The following is a 14831-nucleotide window of genomic DNA, read 5'->3' as shown; positions in this document are numbered from 1 at the left end:
ATGCCTGCCGTAACGGTGTTGTGCAACACCACCATCCCCACACCTAGCACCCGTTTTCCCGACAAACTCTACAGCAACAGCGTGCACCTGTTTGCTGTAGAGACAAGCACTCATAAAAACCTAGTCCACCACGCAGAGCACATCCTTTGTGAAAGCGAGATAGCCAAAGCAGGAAGCTATCATCAGTTGGAAAAACGAGAGCAGTATGTAATCAGCAAATGTGCTTTGCGCATTCTGCTTGGAGCATACCGCAAACAGCACGGCCAGGCTTTAGAATTCGCAGGTGGCTTCAACAGCAAGCCCATGCTTGTTGGCTTGGAACCGCTTTATTTTTCTATTTCATACACTTCTGGCTGCACACTGATTGGCATTGCCCTCGACTCCATAGGAGTAGATATAGAAAAGGTAGATGGCGCCTTCCGTTACCAAGACATCAGTGAAACGTGTTTCAGCTTGCGAGAGCAGGCGTACATCGCGCAGAGTGCCACTCCTTCCGTTGCGTTCTATCAACTCTGGACGCGCAAGGAAGCGTTGGTGAAGGCTACCAGCAAAGGCATTGATGACGATTTGCAGTCTGTGCCTTCTCTAAACGGTTTGCACGTGATGCAAGGCGAACTACTGGCCACAGCTAGCAACTGGACAACCAGCAGTGTCCTTCTCAGCCCTGCTTACAGCGCGGCCGTATCATATCCGTCTTCTTCCACAGCCAGAGACATAATAGTACACACCCCTAACGACCTACCCCCCCTGCTGTTCACTTACTAGGCTTCGGGACGGGCTTTACGATGCAAGTGCCCCGCCAAGGTACGTTCCTGGTTAGTTGGCAGGTGCTAACAGTCGTTGCAGTAGGCGGCGCGCATCATTGATGCGCGGAACATGGTGGCGCGCTTCTGAACGGGGAGAGATGCCCACTTTGATGGTGTAGGCATCAGATGGAACTGCTCGGAACATATCCTCATCGGTGTGGTCGTTGCCTAGGGCCAGTATGTAATCAGGCTGGTACAGACTGATCCAGCGCAACGCGGCTGCTCCTTTATGGATTCCGGCATTGCGTACTTCCACCACTTTGTCGCCTTCCACCACTTGAAGGTCCGTATTGGAGGCTAGAAACGTGAGGTGGCTCATCAGTTCGCGGGCGCGCACCAGCCCCAGTTCGGGGTCGGCGCGGCGGAAGTGCCACGCCAGTGAAAAGTCTTTCTGCTCGATGTATGACCCCGCAGTCCGCCCGACATACAACTCCATAACAGGCTGCATCTCCTGTTGCCATTCGGACCGCAACGTATGGATCAACGACCATTCCTCGTTCGGTGGCCGCAACCACGCGCCATGTTCTGCAATCAGGCCGATGGGCAAGTCACCGAACCATTTAGTAAGCGTATGCCGGTCGCGGCCACTAATGATGGCGACCTGGGTGGCCATCGTTAGTCAGCGCCTTAAGCAAGTTCAGCAGTTCGGCGTCGGGTCGGGCACGCTGCGGGTTGGCAAGGAAGGGTACCAGGGTACCATCGTAGTCCAGTAACAACAACCGTTGCTTGGCTTGCTGGTAATCACGCACCAGATACTGAGCATTTCTCGCATCGAGCTGAGCGGTAGCCAAAGCCAATTGCTTGTGTTTTGCGTACTCAAGCCGTTCTATAAATAGGCGGCTCCAAGCAAATACATCATACTGCTGCACAAGGTTTTGCATGTTCGACATGCGCTGGCGCTGCTCTTCTTCAGGCATCACCAAAGCTACATGGAGCGCCTCTGCTAACTGCCCAATATCCGTAGGATTGATTAGAAGCGCATCGGCTAGTTCTCGGGCCGCGCCAGCTCGCTCACTAAGGATAAGCACTCCGCTCTGGTCGGCTTTGCTTGCCACAAACTCTTTGGCCACCAAGTTCATACCGTCCCGCATGGGCGTAACCAATCCAATATCTGCCAATTGGTACCAAGCGGCCAATTCCTCAAGGGGTAAGGATCGGTAGAAATAATAGACGGGCCGCCAACTGATGGTGCAATACTTGGCATTGATACGCCCCACTAGCTCATCAATTTCCTCTTTCAGCCTTCTGTACGTTTCCACTTGGTCGCGGGAGGGAACTACCACCATAACCAAGCTCACGTATTCGCGCCACTCAGGATAGCGCTCCAGCAGCAGTTCAAAAGCCCGCAGCCGCTCGGCAATGCCTTTGGTATAGTCTAGCCGATCAATAGACAAGATGATGCGGGCGCCACGCAATGCCTCACGATAGGTATGCGCATACTCCTGTGCCGGTGCCGAGACGGCCGCCGTGGCGTACCGGTCGTAGTCGATGCCCAAAGGGAAGGTGTCAACCAAGATAGTACGGTCAGCTGTTTCGATCTGCCCGTTCTGGTTGGTCAATCCTAGCAGTTGCGACACAGCATTCAGAAAGTGCCGCATGTAGCTGAACGTATGGAAGCCAATCAGATCAGCACCTAACATTCCTTGCAGCAGTTCCTTGCGCCACGGAAGCACCCGAATCAGCTCCTGCGACGGGAATGGAATGTGCAAGAAGAACCCAATAGTGGCCTGGGGGCGGGCCTGGCGAAGCAGACTAGGTAGCAGCAGCAATTGGTAGTCGTGCACCCAGATAGTATCCTCGGGGCCGGCTTGCTCTAGCACCGCCTGACAGAATTTCTCGTTGACGGCTACATAGGCAGCCCAAGTAGCATCATCGAAAACGGCATACTGCGCGAAATAGTGGAAAGTGGGCCAAAGCGTTTCATTGCAGAATCCTTCGTGGTAGTCCCGAAACTCTGCTTTCGTCAAGAACACTGGCGACATGCTATTGGCACGCAACTCCTCTACTACAAGGTCCTGTTCTTCTGCCCCTTCTACTGTTAAGCCGGGCCAGCCAACCCACACATTGTCGCCGGAGCGGTAGATGGAGCCAAGCCCAGTAGCCAGGCCTCCTTCACTTGGTTGAAAAGACAGCTTGTCGTCCGTACGGAGCACTTTTACAGGCAAACGGTTGGAAACAATGATGGTTTTAGCCATAGACAGAGGATGGGAAAGCGCAGGTATAAAACAGCAACTTTCACCAGATGATATCTTACAAAAAAGCCAAACAGGCATTAGAGTCCAATTAACTCAACGTTAAAAAACATTAAAGCGCGAAAAATGTCCTGCCTATCCCGCTTCTTGTTCAACTCACTAACATACAGATCCGGCCACCTTCACCGCTTTGGCACAGTGGCTTTCATAGGTAAAAGCACTGCAGTTGATCCGCCACGCAACTTGCTCGTTTGTATGGAATAAAGCCGTTTTGCGTAGCTAGAAACCAAGCAGCCGGAGCATCTTAACTGGCCCCCATGCACAGTTGCACCCGCGGTGCTACTTATAGTCTACTTTTTTGCAGCTACGTTACGCCTTGCCTATGACTACCCCTATCCTGTTCATTCTAAGCGGGTTCCTTATATTCCTGGGTCATTACCTAGCCGAACTACTTAACCGAACCAAAATTCCCGATGTGGTGGGTATGCTGCTTGGGTCCATCACCCAACTCCTCGACCCAGCCTCGTTTGGGCAGGCCGGGTGTTTTCCAACCTGGTGCTGGTCTTTGTCTTGTTTGAAAGTGGGTTGGAAGTACGGCTGAAACAGCTACGCGCCGCATTGCGCTGCACGCTGGAGCTTACGACTATCAACTTTGTGGTTACCACGTTGGTAGTGGCCACACTGGGTCAGCTTTTCGAAGAGCTAGTCTTTATTAGCGCACTTATATTGGGCACCATTCTCGGGGGCACGTCTTCCGCCGTTGTCACCACGTTGGTCCGCAAGGTGAATATCCTGCCGCAGACCTCCACGACGCTGGTTATGGAGTCGGCGCTAAGCGACATCTTCACCCTGGCTATTCCTATAGCCCTCATTAGCTTTTACTCGGGCTCTTCGTTCAGTGTTGTAACGTTGTTCACCGAAATTCTTTCTTCTCTGATTGTAGCGGTATTAGCTGGAGTTGGGTGTGGCTACCTGTGGTTGGTACTGATGACCCAGGTGTCCACCTTGCTCAAAACGCGGTTCTAGACACCGGCCTTCGTCTTTTTGCTTTATGGCGCAGTCTAACTGCTTCGTTTCAGCGGGCCCATTGCGGTGCTGTTTTTTTTCTATCACGCTCAGCAATATGCTACTGCGTCCTGGTGGCCTGCAGCACTATTTGCCAGCTCGGCACGTGGAGCTGACCGCCACCGAACAGGACTTCTCCTCGAAAATCGTTTTTCTACTACGCACGTTTTTATTTGTGCACGTGGGCATGTCTTTCGTCCTCGACAACGGCTATCCGATAGCTCTCGGTGTGAGCATGACGGTGCTGCTTTTTCTGGTGCGCATCCCAATGGTGCTGACTACCACCGACAAGTAGGCACCGCAGTTCGATATAGCTTTCATGAGCATCATGATACCCAAGGAACTGAGGTCCGCCATGTTGGCTACGCTACCCGCACAGCGTGATATACCCAGTGGCCACATCATTCAGATCGTCACCTTAGTCGTTATCATGGCCACTATCGTCTCATGCACGGTGCTCTTTTTTTCTATTGGAAAAGCGCCAGATCTTAGGTTTCTACACCCTATTTTTCGGCCGCAACCGCCCCGTAAAAGCTAGCTCGGAGGAGACGCGGCAAGAGTAACGGCGGCACTTGTTTCGAGAAGCCGCGTGGCAAAGACCCTGAAAACAAGTATAGCCACCCGCTGTGGATGGCTATACGAATTGGGGTGGGCCCAACTGGAATCGAACCAGTGACCTGCTGATTATGAGTCAGCTGCTCTAACCGATTGAGCTATAGGCCCAGCGCGAAGACTGCCAGAGCAGTTGGTTTCGGCAGCGCAAACTTCGACTTTTACGGGCAATTTTGCAACGCTGCACGCAAGATTTGCTGCAACTGACCTTCCGCCTCAACCAAGCAACGTTTGCTTTCCCAGTGCTTACCGATCAACTTATGCCACACAAACTGCCTCATCTGCTCTTCGACTTTGGAGGAGTTATTATCAATATCGAGTTTCAGCGCACCTTGGAAGCCATGCGCCGCCTGAATGTGCAAGGTGAAACAATTCCCTTCACGCAGGCCGCGCAAAGCGAATTGTTTGACCTGATGGAAACGGGACGCCTCACGCCGCACGAGTTTCGGGAAGGGCTGCGCGCGCACTACAACCTCACCGCCACCGACGACGAACTGGACGCAGCCTGGAACGCTTTACTACTGGACGTACCGGCGGAACGGCTGGCCCTTATTGCCGATTTGCGCGCTCAGGGTCACGAAACGGCACTGCTTTCCAATACCAACCAAATTCATATCGATGCCGTCAACCAGACGCTGAAAACGCAGTACGGTTTCGAGCAGGGCATTGCTGATGTGCTGGACCGGGTGTTTTATTCGCAGGAAGTGGGGCTGCGCAAACCAGGGGAAGAAATTTTCCTGCATGTCTTGCGCGAGATGAACTGGAAGGCCGAAGAAACTCTTTTCATTGAAGACAGTTTTCAACATATCGAAACGGCCCGCCGCCTGGGGTTGCGCACGTTGTTTCTGACTCCGCCACACACCCTCACCGACGCTCTGCCCGCTGCCATCCGTGCCTTTCCCCGAGAATACTCCCCCGCCTCTCCCCTTTCCTGACGCTCCGTCTCCTTCCCTATCGTCTGCCGATGAGACGGAGGAGGACTTTGTTCGCTACGAGCAGCCGGAGTCCCCACGCTGGCGCACCACGCTGCTGCACCTCGTGCTGTTTGTGGCCACGCTGCTTACCACCACGCTGGCGGGCATTGAACTGACGCGAGGCGGTATCAATTTCCTGCCGATAGAAATATTCCTATTGCCTGGACCGCAGCTATGGACAGAGTTGAAGCGCGGGCTGTGGTTTTCGCTGCCATTTCTAGGGGTCCTGACTGTGCATGAGTTCGGGCATTATTTTACGGCCCGCTACAATCAGATCCGGGTGACGCTGCCGTATTATATTCCGTTTATCCTTGGTATTGGCACGTTTGGGGCTGTTATCCGAATCAAAGACCGAATTTTTTCGCGCCGTGAATTTTTTGATGTTGGATTGGCGGGTCCATTAGCAGGCTTTGTGGTGGCCGTACCTGTCCTTATTTACGGGTTCACGCATTTGCCGTCGTTGGAGTATCTGTTCCAGATTCATCCGGAGTACCGGGTGTATGGCGCCGAGTACGCCCAGTATGTCTACAGAGGCGAACCGGGTATCACGCTAGCGAAGCCACTACTGTATCAAGGGCTGGAATACCTTTTTGCCGATCCGGCGCTGATTCCTCATCCCAACGAGCTAATGCACTACCCAGTGCTGCTGGCGGGCATACTGGCGTTGTTTTTCACGGCGCTCAACCTGCTGCCCATCGGGCAGCTCGACGGCGGGCACATTCTGTATGGCTTGCTCGGGTTTCAGCGCTTCAACCGACTATCGGCGGTGCTGTTTATTGCGTTTATTTTTTACGCCGGACTAGGATTATTTTCCTTGAATAGCTCCTTGGATACCTGGCTGTATTGGGGCCTTCCGTATTTCGGCTACCTGTTTTTAGTTTTTCGGCGGGCTCTGCCTACGCCACGCCGCGCCTTATTGCTCAGTTTGGGCGTATGGATAGCACAACTAGCTGTTACTGTGGCTTTCCCTGGAATTCTCGGCAACCCAGGGTGGCTGGTTTTCGGCTTGATGCTGGGCCGCTTCACGGGCATCTATCATCCACCGGCGCCCGATGAAGCTCCTCTTAGTGCCGGCCGCAAGGTGCTCGGCTGGCTGATGTTGGCTATTTTTGTGTTGTGCTTCACCCCAAGTCCTTTTCACTAGCCAGAGCTTACAGCAACCCAATAGCTAGCAAATTTCTGGTTTCTGGTGCATCTTATCCGGCAATCCGCCCGATGTCTCGCCGCAAGCACTGTACTCTCCGACATTCTCTCTGATGCTTATTGAACAACGCCGGCTGCTGGCTGGCTCTACGCAGCTGGCTCTTCGTCCGAACGGACTCTACGTTTGCCAGCGCAACCGCAATGGTTGCCCAACGCTGGAATTTGAAATGCCTTACGAAGAAGTGCTGCCCGTTCGCGTTATCCGCCACCGGAGCACGCCCCAGCTAAGCTGGGTTCCTTTGACTGTGCTTTGGATTAGCATGAACGTGCTGCAGCGGCTGCTCCCAACCAGCGGCCCCATGTCCAATGCGGCGTGGCTTGGCCTATTCGGGCTAAGCGGGCTGCTGCTGGCGGGCTACCTATACGGGCAGCGCAACTGGTGGAAACACGTGACGCTTGGTACGGCCCGTGCCAACATCACGCTGGCCGACCGACCGGCTGAGCGGGCCTCCGTAGACAAGTTTACGCGCGTCTTGGAGCAGCGCACCAAAGACTACTTGCGCAACGAGTACGCCACCATCAACCCGCTCGGCGTTATTGAGTTGCAGCTTAACCGCCTCCAGTGGCTTCGCCGCCTCGATGTGCTCAGCGAATCGGAAGTGCGCGTCTTGGCTACTCGCCTCACCGGTCGCTTGGATTCACCGCCGTTGCGCAGTATGGGCCAGGTGCTGGAAACGCCTTATCTGAATTAGTAGCCAGACAACCAGTAAAAAAAGGGAGGCCGACACTCCGCTTGCGCAACGTGCGCAGCCGGAGCGTCAGCCTCCCTTTTTTTACTGGTTGATTACTGCTTTGCTTTATCGTCCTTCTAGCGCTGCTACGCCGGGCAATTCCTTGCCTTCCATATACTCAAGTAGCGCACCGCCGCCAGTGGAGATATACGATACTTTATCGGCGAAGCCAAGCTGGTTGACTGCCGCGGCAGAGTCGCCGCCGCCAATGAGGCTGAAGGCGCCAGCTTCCGTAGCCTCAGCAATGGCCTCGGCTACCTTCGTGGTGCCGGCTGCAAAGTTGCTCATCTCGAACACCCCCATGGGGCCATTCCAGAGCACTGTTTTGGACTGGCGCACGATGTCGGCAAAGGCTTTTTGCGACTCGGAGCCGAGGTCAAGACCCAGCCACCCGTCGGGAATGCTGTCGTTGTTGGCTTGTTTGGTGTTGGCGTCGTTGGCGAATTTATCGGCAATGACACTGTCGGTAGGCAGCACCAGGTTTACGCCTTTGTCTTTGGCTTGCTGGATGAGGCGGAGAGCCAAATCCATTTTGTCGGCTTCCAGCAACGAGCTACCAATACTGCCACCTTGCGCTTTGGCAAATGTGTAGGCCATGCCGCCCCCAATCAGGAGGTTGTCAACCTTATCAAGCAGTTTTTCAATCAGTTGAATCTTGTCGGAAATTTTGGCGCCGCCCATAATAGCCGTGAAGGGACGCTCGGCATGTTCGAGCACCTTCTGCGCATTGTCCAGCTCCGACTGAAGCAGGTAGCCGGCTATCCGGTCTTCGGGAGCGAACTGCGCTGCCATTACGGCGGTGGAAGCATGCTTCCGGTGTGCTGCACCGAAGGCGTCGTTCACGTATACCTCGCCTAGTTTGGCTAGCTCCGTAGCAAATGCTTCGTCGCCTTTCTCTTCCTCAGGATAGAAGCGCACATTTTCAACGAGCAGTATCTGGCCGGGCTGCAATGCCTGGGCCTGCTGCTCAGCCTTCAGCGCATCCGGAGCAAACTGCACCTCGGCACCATACTCCTCCCCTAGGCGGGCCACAATGTGTTGGAGCGAGTACTTGTTTTCGGGGCCGCCTTTGGGCCGGCCTAGGTGTGAGAGCAGTACCACCGAACCGCCATCCGACAAAATCTTTTTGATAGTGGGCGTTGCTGCCCGAATGCGGGTGTCGTCGGTGATGTTGAACTCCTTGTCAAGCGGCACGTTGAAGTCCACGCGTACCACGGCGCGCTTGCCACTGAAGTTGTACTGGTCGAGGGTTTTCATATGAGAATGGGGATGATGTTTGGGCCTTGTACGGCACGAATGTAGCAAGTAGTGCGAATCAGCCGCCTGTATCCGGCATGGCACCCCGTTCTTTTTCACCCACACAAAGCCAGCAACCCAGCCAGCGGAACCAATCTGCTAGGCGTACGTGTAGCCAGCCACACAGTGGTACTGCGTTCTAGATTCCCCTTACCTTTGTGCTATCTATGAAAATTGGCATCTTCTTCGGCGGACCGTCGCGTGAGCGGGAAATTTCCTTTGCGGGCGGCCGCACCGTATATGATAACCTCGACAAGTCGTTGTTCGAGGCCATTCCCATATTTGTTGACAGCCGCGGCAACTTTATCCTGCTCGACTGGCACTACATCTACAAAGGCACCATCCGCGACTTTTACCCGCCGGTTTCGGCGCTGCCGCCTTCCACCCTGCCCGTGCAAGTGTACCTGGAAAGCTTGGGCGAGCTGACGCAGGCGGAGCAGGACCGCATTATTGCGGAAGTAGGCCGCCGCGTGGAGCCGCATGAGCTGCGCGAGCTAGTGGATTTCGCCTTTCTGGCCTTACACGGGCCGGGTGGCGAAGATGGCGCTATTCAAGGCTTACTGGAGTGGTACGGAATTCCGTACTCGGGCTCTGGCATTTTGCCCTCGGCATTTGGCATCAACAAAGTGGCACAAAAGAAGCTACTGAAAGCCCTGAACCGGCCGACGCCTAATTTCCGCGTGCTGTCAGTGGAAGAGTGGGACGCTGCCGATCCGGCCGCCACGCTGCAGTATCTGGTGCGGGAGTTGGGCCTGCCGTTGGTGTTCAAAGCACCCCGTCAGGGTTCTAGCATCGGGGTCAGTATTCTTCGGGAAGCCGACGTAGCGAAATTCTTGGATGCCGTAGAACGCAGTTTGTTCCGCAAAACTGTTGTTGGGGCGGAGTGGCAGAAGCTCACCGAACGGGACAAGCTCCAGTGGGTGCAGCAGCTCGTGGACATCCGGGATGGTATCGGGCTTCCCGTGGAAGTTTCCACCCTCGCTCCTCTAGCTTCCAGTACCCTTGACGCCACTGCTCAGCCCTCTGAAAAGCAGATAGTAGCTCACCCCGAAGAACTGCTGCGCGTGCTAGACGCCACGTTGCAAACCACGGAGGCCGTGCGGCTAACCAATGTGGATGGTGAGGCCCAGGTACTGCTAGAGAGCTTCGTGCAGGGGCGCGAGTTTTCGTGCATTGTGGTGGAAGACCCAACTGGCAAGCCGCTGGCGTTGCCGCCCACCGAAATTGTGAAAGGCGAAGAGATGTTCGACTACCGGTCGAAATACCTGCCGGGCCTCTCACGCAAAATCACACCTATCGACTTACCCGAAGCCGACATTCAGCGCATCCGCGAGGCTTGCGAAGAGATGTTCGAGACCTTCGGTTTTCAGGTGTACGCCCGCTTGGACGGATTTATTAGTTCCGAAGCGCCCGTCACGGACTCCGAGGCAACGGCTACTGACTCGGGCAACTTTATTTTCCTCAACGACCCGAATACCACGTCGGGCATGTTGCCTGCTTCGTTTTTCTTTCACCAAGCTGCCGAAATCGGCCTGAATCCGTCGCAGTTTCTTACGTTTCTGATTCGCACGTCGTTGGCGGCGCGGCGGCGGGGGGGTATGCAGCCGGTTCGGTTGGCTGGTTTGCTGAAGCAACTGGATACGGCCGTGGCTTCACGGCAGCAGCAAGAGCGCACCCGTACCAAAGTCGCCGTGGTTATGGGCGGCTACTCTTCGGAGCGGCACATTTCAGTGGAAAGTGGGCGCAACATCTACGAAAAGCTTAGCTCCTCCGTCAAATACGAGCCTGTGCCGGTGTTCCTGACGGGCAACAGCCAAGAGTTCCGGCTCTACGTGCTGCCCATCAACGTGATGCTCAAGGACAATGCCGATGACATTCGAGAGAAAATTGAGTTGGCCGAAGCAGGCCACCCGACGCACCCTATTCTGACCCGTATCCGTCACGAAGCCGAGGCCATTACCAGTGCGTACGCCGGGCAACCCACTGAGCAGCCGCGGCGCGTGTCGTTTTCGGAATTGGCTGAAGAGGTGAGCGAGGTATTTATTGCCTTGCATGGCCGCCCAGGCGAAGATGGAGCGTTGCAGCGCGAGCTGGAACAGTACGGGCTACCCTACAACGGCTCGGGTGCCGAAAGCAGCAGCATCACCATCAACAAGTTCGAAACCAACCGCAAGCTGCGCGAAGCCGGTCTGCGAGTAGCCGAACACCGCATGGCTACCCGTCTGGAATGGACTGCCGATTCGGAAGGGTTCTACCAAAGCCTGGAAGCGCAGTTTCCGTATCCTTTCATTGCCAAGCCTGCCGACGACGGTTGTTCTTCGGCGGTCAAGAAAATCAAGAACCGCGCGGAGCTAGCTGCTTTTAGCCGCCTCATTTTCCGCGACCAGGAAGAACTGATGCCCGCGGATGCAACCGTGCTTCAGCTTGGGTTCAAAGAAGAGTTTCCGCAAAAAGAGGCTTTCCTGGTCGAGACCCTCATTGCCCGCGACGGGGCGGCTCACTTCTTGGAAGTGACCGGCGGCCTGCTCACCCATTGGGGCCCTAATGGCGAGCTGGAAATCGAGGTGTTTGAGGCTTCCGAAGCCCTTGCCACCGGCGAAGTATTAAGCTTGGAAGAGAAGTTTCTGGCCGGCGAAGGCCAGAACATCACCCCGGCGCGCTACGCCCCCGACCCGGCTGAGCGGCAGCGCATTTCCGAGGAAGTGAAAGCCGAGCTGCGCCGGGTGGCCGAAGTGCTGGACATTCAGGGCTATGCCCGCATCGATGCGTTTGTGCGAGTGCGGCAACAGGGCGCCGTGGAAGTACTGATCATTGAAGTAAATTCGTTGCCGGGAATGACGCCTGCCACCTGCATTTTCCACCAAACTGCCCTGGCCGGTTACACTCCCTACGACTTCATCGACCAGATTCTAGAGTTTGGGAAACAGAGAGCCGATAAGTTAGAGCTTAACGCCTAGAACCACGGCGCTAGCCTCGTCCGCTTTTCGTTTCTAAAACCTTCTGGCTGAATTCTCTACGTTCTCAGCGCTACTATCTCATTTCTAACGCACATGTCTTTTCTTAAATCTGATACGCCGCTTGATCTTGTCAAACACCTGGTGGTGATAGGCGTGGCGGCGGCGGCGTTGGTGTTCGGCTTTTTCTTCGTGTATCTGCCCCTCACCACCAACCACGGCGAAACCATTGTGGTGCCCAAAATCACGGGCATGAATCAGGCCGACCTCGACAGCTACCTCGACGAGCGAAACCTGCGCTACTTCGTGGACGACTCCACCTACAACCCGCGCGTACCACCGTTCCAGGTGCTCAACCAAGATCCAGCTCCCGGTGAGCGGGTGAAGGAAGACCGCAAAATCTATATTACGGTGGCCATGAAGAACCCACCGGTCATTAAGATGCCTACGCTAACGGGCGGCTCCGAAAAGAATGCCCAAATGATTCTTAGCAGCTATGGTCTGACGGTGGGCAAGCTGATAAAAGTGCCCAACCTAGAGCAGAACATGGTATTGCGGCAGATGGTGAACGGCAAGGAAATTGCGCCCGGCGCTCCTATTGCGAAAGGCACCAGCGTAGACCTCGAAGTGGGCGACGGTCTTGGCAACCAGGAATTTGCCGTTCCCAACCTACTCAACATGCCCGCCGACGAAGCCACTACGCTGCTAGTTGGCCAGGGTTTGCAGCTAGGTGAAACATTTTACCAGGAGCCACAGGAAGGCGAAGTGGAAGGCACGGTGGTAAAACAACGACCCGTAGCCGCGCCTGATGCTACCATCCGGATGGGCCAGCTCGTGGATATTTGGGTGGCCGGCAAAGCGCCCCTATCCGAGGTCAAGTAGTTTGTGCGCCTGGGCGCTTGAAGCAGCCGCCGTGTAGAGCACCCATGCTTTGCGCGGCGGCTGTTTGGTTGTCTGACTGCGGCACTCAACTTCTCGTATGCAGGATGACAGGGCTTGAAATATTCTCTTTCTCCGGTACGTTTAAATCCCGACTCTTACTTTGTGCTACATGATGAGTTTGAAACTTTTACGCTACTCGTTTCTATCCTTGCTTAGCCTAGCTCCCTTGGTGGGGCAGGCGCAGGGTGTAGGCCCCTTAACTACTGATCCGGCGCGCGCTTCTTCAAGTGCCGTTCGGACGACGGTGACGGCACAGCGCGTGCAAGCCTTGGCCCTACCCTTTTTCGATGACTTCACTTCTCCGCAGGAAGGCGCACCCACAGTACAAAACTGGGTGGTTCCGACGGGAGTATTGGTAAACAACCGCTTGGCTTTCGAGCCGCCAACGCGCGGCGTGGCCACTTTTGATGGGTTGCGGGCCAACGGCCAGCCTTATGGCGGCGGCGGCAGCAGCGAAATTGATGTGCTGGTTTCGCAGCCCATTGACTTGAGTGGACGCTCGGCGGCCGATCAAATTTTCTTCGGTTTCTTCTGGCAAGCCGGCAACATCCGCGGAGGCCTCAACACCAATAGTAGCAGCCGGCAGGTTTCTTTGCAAGTGGAATTCAAGGACAACACGGGCGGCTGGCGGCAAGTATGGATAGAGCGCAGCACCACCGGCAACCGGACGGCTTTCCGGCAGAAGTTTATTGCCGTCACGCAGCCGATGTTTCTGCACGCCGACTTCCAGTTCCGCTTCCGGGCCACTGGCGACGTTGCTACCAACGAAGACAACTGGAGCATCGACTATGTCCGGCTGGCACCGCTGCAACCCGTCCCTCCCCGGACCGTGGTTGATACGCTGTACCAGGATGTGGCCATTAGCAGGCCCTTAAGCAGCTTACTGACTCGTGGCACGGCCATGCCCGTGTGGCAATTCAACGCAGCAGCCAACCCCTCCAGCCAGTTGAACCCGGCCACCTTCACTACGGTGAACAACCTGGATAAGAGCGGCTTTCCTACGCCCTTGCAAGCAACCGGCACGCTGCAAGTGTTACCCACCGGACCAGTCGCCACCTTCCCTATCACTGCTCCCACTACGCTGATAAGCAACCAAAAGCAGGCACGGGCGGAAGGCAACGCGTCGTCTGTCACGCTGCCTATCACGCCCGAGCCAAAGACCATCCGGCACCGTGTAACACTCGCCAGCAATGAGGTAGACCCGCTCACCTTGCCCAACGACACTATTTCTCGCCTAACCGAACTGAGCGACTACTACGCCTTCGATGATGGTACCGCTGAAGCTACTATCAACATCAACCCCTTCGACCAGCCGGGCAACCGCTACTTTGCGTTGCGCTTCGAGACCAACCGCCCCGACCAAGTACGCAGCATCAGGCTACAGCTACTTCCCTTGTATCCGCAGGCGACGGGCCGCCAGATTACAATCAACATTTGGGACGCTGATCCGGACCCTGCTGCCAACGGACGACCCGCGGCCACTCCCAAAGCCACCCAGAGCTACAGTATTCCGGCTACGCTGCCGGCAGGCCAGAGCTTCATAGATATACCATTCACGGTGCCAGTGCCGGTAAGCGGACGGTTCTACGCAGGCTACGGCCATGGCCCAACCGGAACGCTTTCTGTGAACCCGGTCCGGTTGGGGTTGGACTTGAACACGCCTATTCCCGCTGACGCTTTCTGGCAATTCACGCCGGGCTGGTCGCAACCTACCGCTACATTCTACCCAACCGGCTCTCTGATGCTGCGGCCCGTGTTGAACAACAATATCCTGGCGGTGGCTCCCGCTGCTGTAGCAGCCACCTACAGCGTGTACCCCAACCCCAGCAACGACGGGCAGGTACGGGTGCAAGGCCGCTACGCACAGGCGGTGGTGCTGGATGCGTTGGGCCGAGTGGCTTGGCAGCAGCCAGCCTCTCAAACAGGCCAATCTACCTTAGATTTGCATGCCTTGCCAGCGGGGCTGTACTTGGTGCAACTCACCCTGCATGACCGGCTTACAGTCACGAAACGCTTGGTACTAACAAAGTAGAATTGGAGAAAATTGAGGAGCTTG

General features: G+C 55.6%; 13 protein-coding genes, 1 tRNA gene and 1 pseudogene. 11 read left to right on the top strand and 4 right to left on the bottom strand.

Annotated elements, in window-relative coordinates; all coding sequences use genetic code 11:
- Nucleotides 1-765: a 4'-phosphopantetheinyl transferase family protein gene (locus MTX78_RS07740; RefSeq protein WP_243801431.1), complete on the top strand. Its 765-nt coding sequence runs from the start codon at nt 1-3 to the stop codon at nt 763-765.
- Nucleotides 766-816: 51 nt separating this feature from the next.
- Here MTX78_RS07740 and otsB read toward each other — a convergent pair whose 3' ends face one another.
- Together otsB and MTX78_RS07735 are read right to left on the bottom strand one after the other, a co-directional pair.
- Nucleotides 817-1419 (bottom strand): trehalose-phosphatase, encoded by a 603-nt coding sequence (gene otsB, locus MTX78_RS25340; RefSeq protein WP_317258937.1) that lies wholly within the window; start codon nt 1417-1419, stop codon nt 817-819.
- Nucleotides 1394-3001, bottom strand: coding sequence for a bifunctional alpha,alpha-trehalose-phosphate synthase (UDP-forming)/trehalose-phosphatase (locus MTX78_RS07735; protein WP_317258936.1), 1608 nt, complete (start codon nt 2999-3001; stop codon nt 1394-1396). The genes otsB and MTX78_RS07735 overlap by 26 nt, the downstream gene beginning before the upstream one ends.
- A 379-nt stretch (nt 3002-3380) precedes the next feature.
- On the opposite strand from MTX78_RS07735, the gene MTX78_RS07730 reads away from it, so the two are divergent.
- From MTX78_RS07730 to MTX78_RS07720, 3 genes are all read left to right on the top strand, one after another.
- Nucleotides 3381-3599, top strand: coding sequence for a hypothetical protein (locus tag MTX78_RS07730; protein WP_243801429.1), 219 nt, complete (start codon nt 3381-3383; stop codon nt 3597-3599).
- Complete coding sequence (locus MTX78_RS07725) at nt 3554-4024, top strand: cation:proton antiporter domain-containing protein (RefSeq protein ID WP_243801427.1); 471 nt, start codon at nt 3554-3556, stop codon at nt 4022-4024. The genes MTX78_RS07730 and MTX78_RS07725 overlap by 46 nt, the downstream gene beginning before the upstream one ends.
- A gap of 97 nt (nt 4025-4121) precedes the next feature.
- Nucleotides 4122-4358: a hypothetical protein gene (locus tag MTX78_RS07720; RefSeq protein WP_243801425.1), complete on the top strand. Its 237-nt coding sequence runs from the start codon at nt 4122-4124 to the stop codon at nt 4356-4358.
- Nucleotides 4359-4712: 354 nt separating this feature from the next.
- On the opposite strand, the gene MTX78_RS07715 is transcribed toward MTX78_RS07720, so the two are convergent.
- Nucleotides 4713-4786 (bottom strand) — tRNA-Ile (locus MTX78_RS07715).
- 149 nt (nt 4787-4935) lie between these two features.
- Between MTX78_RS07715 and MTX78_RS07710 the strand changes: the two genes are divergently transcribed.
- From MTX78_RS07710 to MTX78_RS07700, 3 genes are all read left to right on the top strand, one after another.
- On the top strand, nt 4936-5610 hold the full coding sequence (locus MTX78_RS07710) for an HAD family hydrolase (RefSeq protein ID WP_243801423.1): 675 nt from the start codon (nt 4936-4938) through the stop codon (nt 5608-5610).
- Nucleotides 5567-6793: a site-2 protease family protein gene (locus tag MTX78_RS07705; protein ID WP_243801421.1), complete on the top strand. Its 1227-nt coding sequence runs from the start codon at nt 5567-5569 to the stop codon at nt 6791-6793. Before MTX78_RS07710 ends, MTX78_RS07705 begins: the two co-directional genes overlap by 44 nt.
- 112 nt (nt 6794-6905) lie before the next feature.
- On the top strand, nt 6906-7544 hold the full coding sequence (locus MTX78_RS07700) for a hypothetical protein (RefSeq protein WP_243801419.1): 639 nt from the start codon (nt 6906-6908) through the stop codon (nt 7542-7544).
- A 105-nt stretch (nt 7545-7649) separates the two neighbouring features.
- On the opposite strand, the gene MTX78_RS07695 is transcribed toward MTX78_RS07700, so the two are convergent.
- On the bottom strand, nt 7650-8840 hold the full coding sequence (locus MTX78_RS07695; protein ID WP_243801418.1) for a phosphoglycerate kinase: 1191 nt from the start codon (nt 8838-8840) through the stop codon (nt 7650-7652).
- A 206-nt stretch (nt 8841-9046) separates the two neighbouring features.
- On the opposite strand from MTX78_RS07695, the pseudogene MTX78_RS25530 reads away from it, so the two are divergent.
- The 4 genes and pseudogenes from MTX78_RS25530 to MTX78_RS07680 all read left to right on the top strand — a co-directional run.
- Nucleotides 9047-9473: pseudogene (locus MTX78_RS25530) on the top strand (D-alanine--D-alanine ligase family protein); the annotation flags it as partial.
- Nucleotides 9474-9505: 32 nt separating this feature from the next.
- Complete coding sequence (locus MTX78_RS07690; RefSeq protein ID WP_449555802.1) at nt 9506-11836, top strand: D-alanine--D-alanine ligase family protein; 2331 nt, start codon at nt 9506-9508, stop codon at nt 11834-11836.
- A gap of 93 nt (nt 11837-11929) precedes the next feature.
- Nucleotides 11930-12715: a PASTA domain-containing protein gene (locus MTX78_RS07685; protein ID WP_243801414.1), complete on the top strand. Its 786-nt coding sequence runs from the start codon at nt 11930-11932 to the stop codon at nt 12713-12715.
- Between the two features lie 169 nt (nt 12716-12884).
- Complete coding sequence (locus tag MTX78_RS07680; RefSeq protein WP_243801412.1) at nt 12885-14807, top strand: T9SS type A sorting domain-containing protein; 1923 nt, start codon at nt 12885-12887, stop codon at nt 14805-14807.
- Nucleotides 14808-14831 lie beyond the last annotated feature (24 nt).

Source organism: Hymenobacter tibetensis (assembly GCF_022827545.1).
Classification (GTDB): Bacteria; Bacteroidota; Bacteroidia; order Cytophagales; family Hymenobacteraceae; genus Hymenobacter; species Hymenobacter tibetensis.
The sequence above is the reverse complement of the archived record's forward strand: the minus strand, read 5'-3'. Positions and strand labels throughout refer to the sequence as shown.

Coding starts and splice junctions, on each gene's coding strand:
- MTX78_RS07740 (WP_243801431.1), top strand. CDS start 1: ATGCCTGCCGTAACGGTGTTGTGCAACACCACCATCCCCACACCTAGC.
- otsB (WP_317258937.1), bottom strand. CDS start 1,419: ATGGCCACCCAGGTCGCCATCATTAGTGGCCGCGACCGGCATACGCTT.
- MTX78_RS07735 (WP_317258936.1), bottom strand. CDS start 3,001: ATGGCTAAAACCATCATTGTTTCCAACCGTTTGCCTGTAAAAGTGCTC.
- MTX78_RS07730 (WP_243801429.1), top strand. CDS start 3,381: ATGACTACCCCTATCCTGTTCATTCTAAGCGGGTTCCTTATATTCCTG.
- MTX78_RS07720 (WP_243801425.1), top strand. CDS start 4,122: ATGCTACTGCGTCCTGGTGGCCTGCAGCACTATTTGCCAGCTCGGCAC.
- MTX78_RS07710 (WP_243801423.1), top strand. CDS start 4,936: ATGCCACACAAACTGCCTCATCTGCTCTTCGACTTTGGAGGAGTTATT.
- MTX78_RS07700 (WP_243801419.1), top strand. CDS start 6,906: ATGCTTATTGAACAACGCCGGCTGCTGGCTGGCTCTACGCAGCTGGCT.
- MTX78_RS07695 (WP_243801418.1), bottom strand. CDS start 8,840: ATGAAAACCCTCGACCAGTACAACTTCAGTGGCAAGCGCGCCGTGGTA.
- MTX78_RS07685 (WP_243801414.1), top strand. CDS start 11,930: ATGTCTTTTCTTAAATCTGATACGCCGCTTGATCTTGTCAAACACCTG.
- MTX78_RS07680 (WP_243801412.1), top strand. CDS start 12,885: ATGATGAGTTTGAAACTTTTACGCTACTCGTTTCTATCCTTGCTTAGC.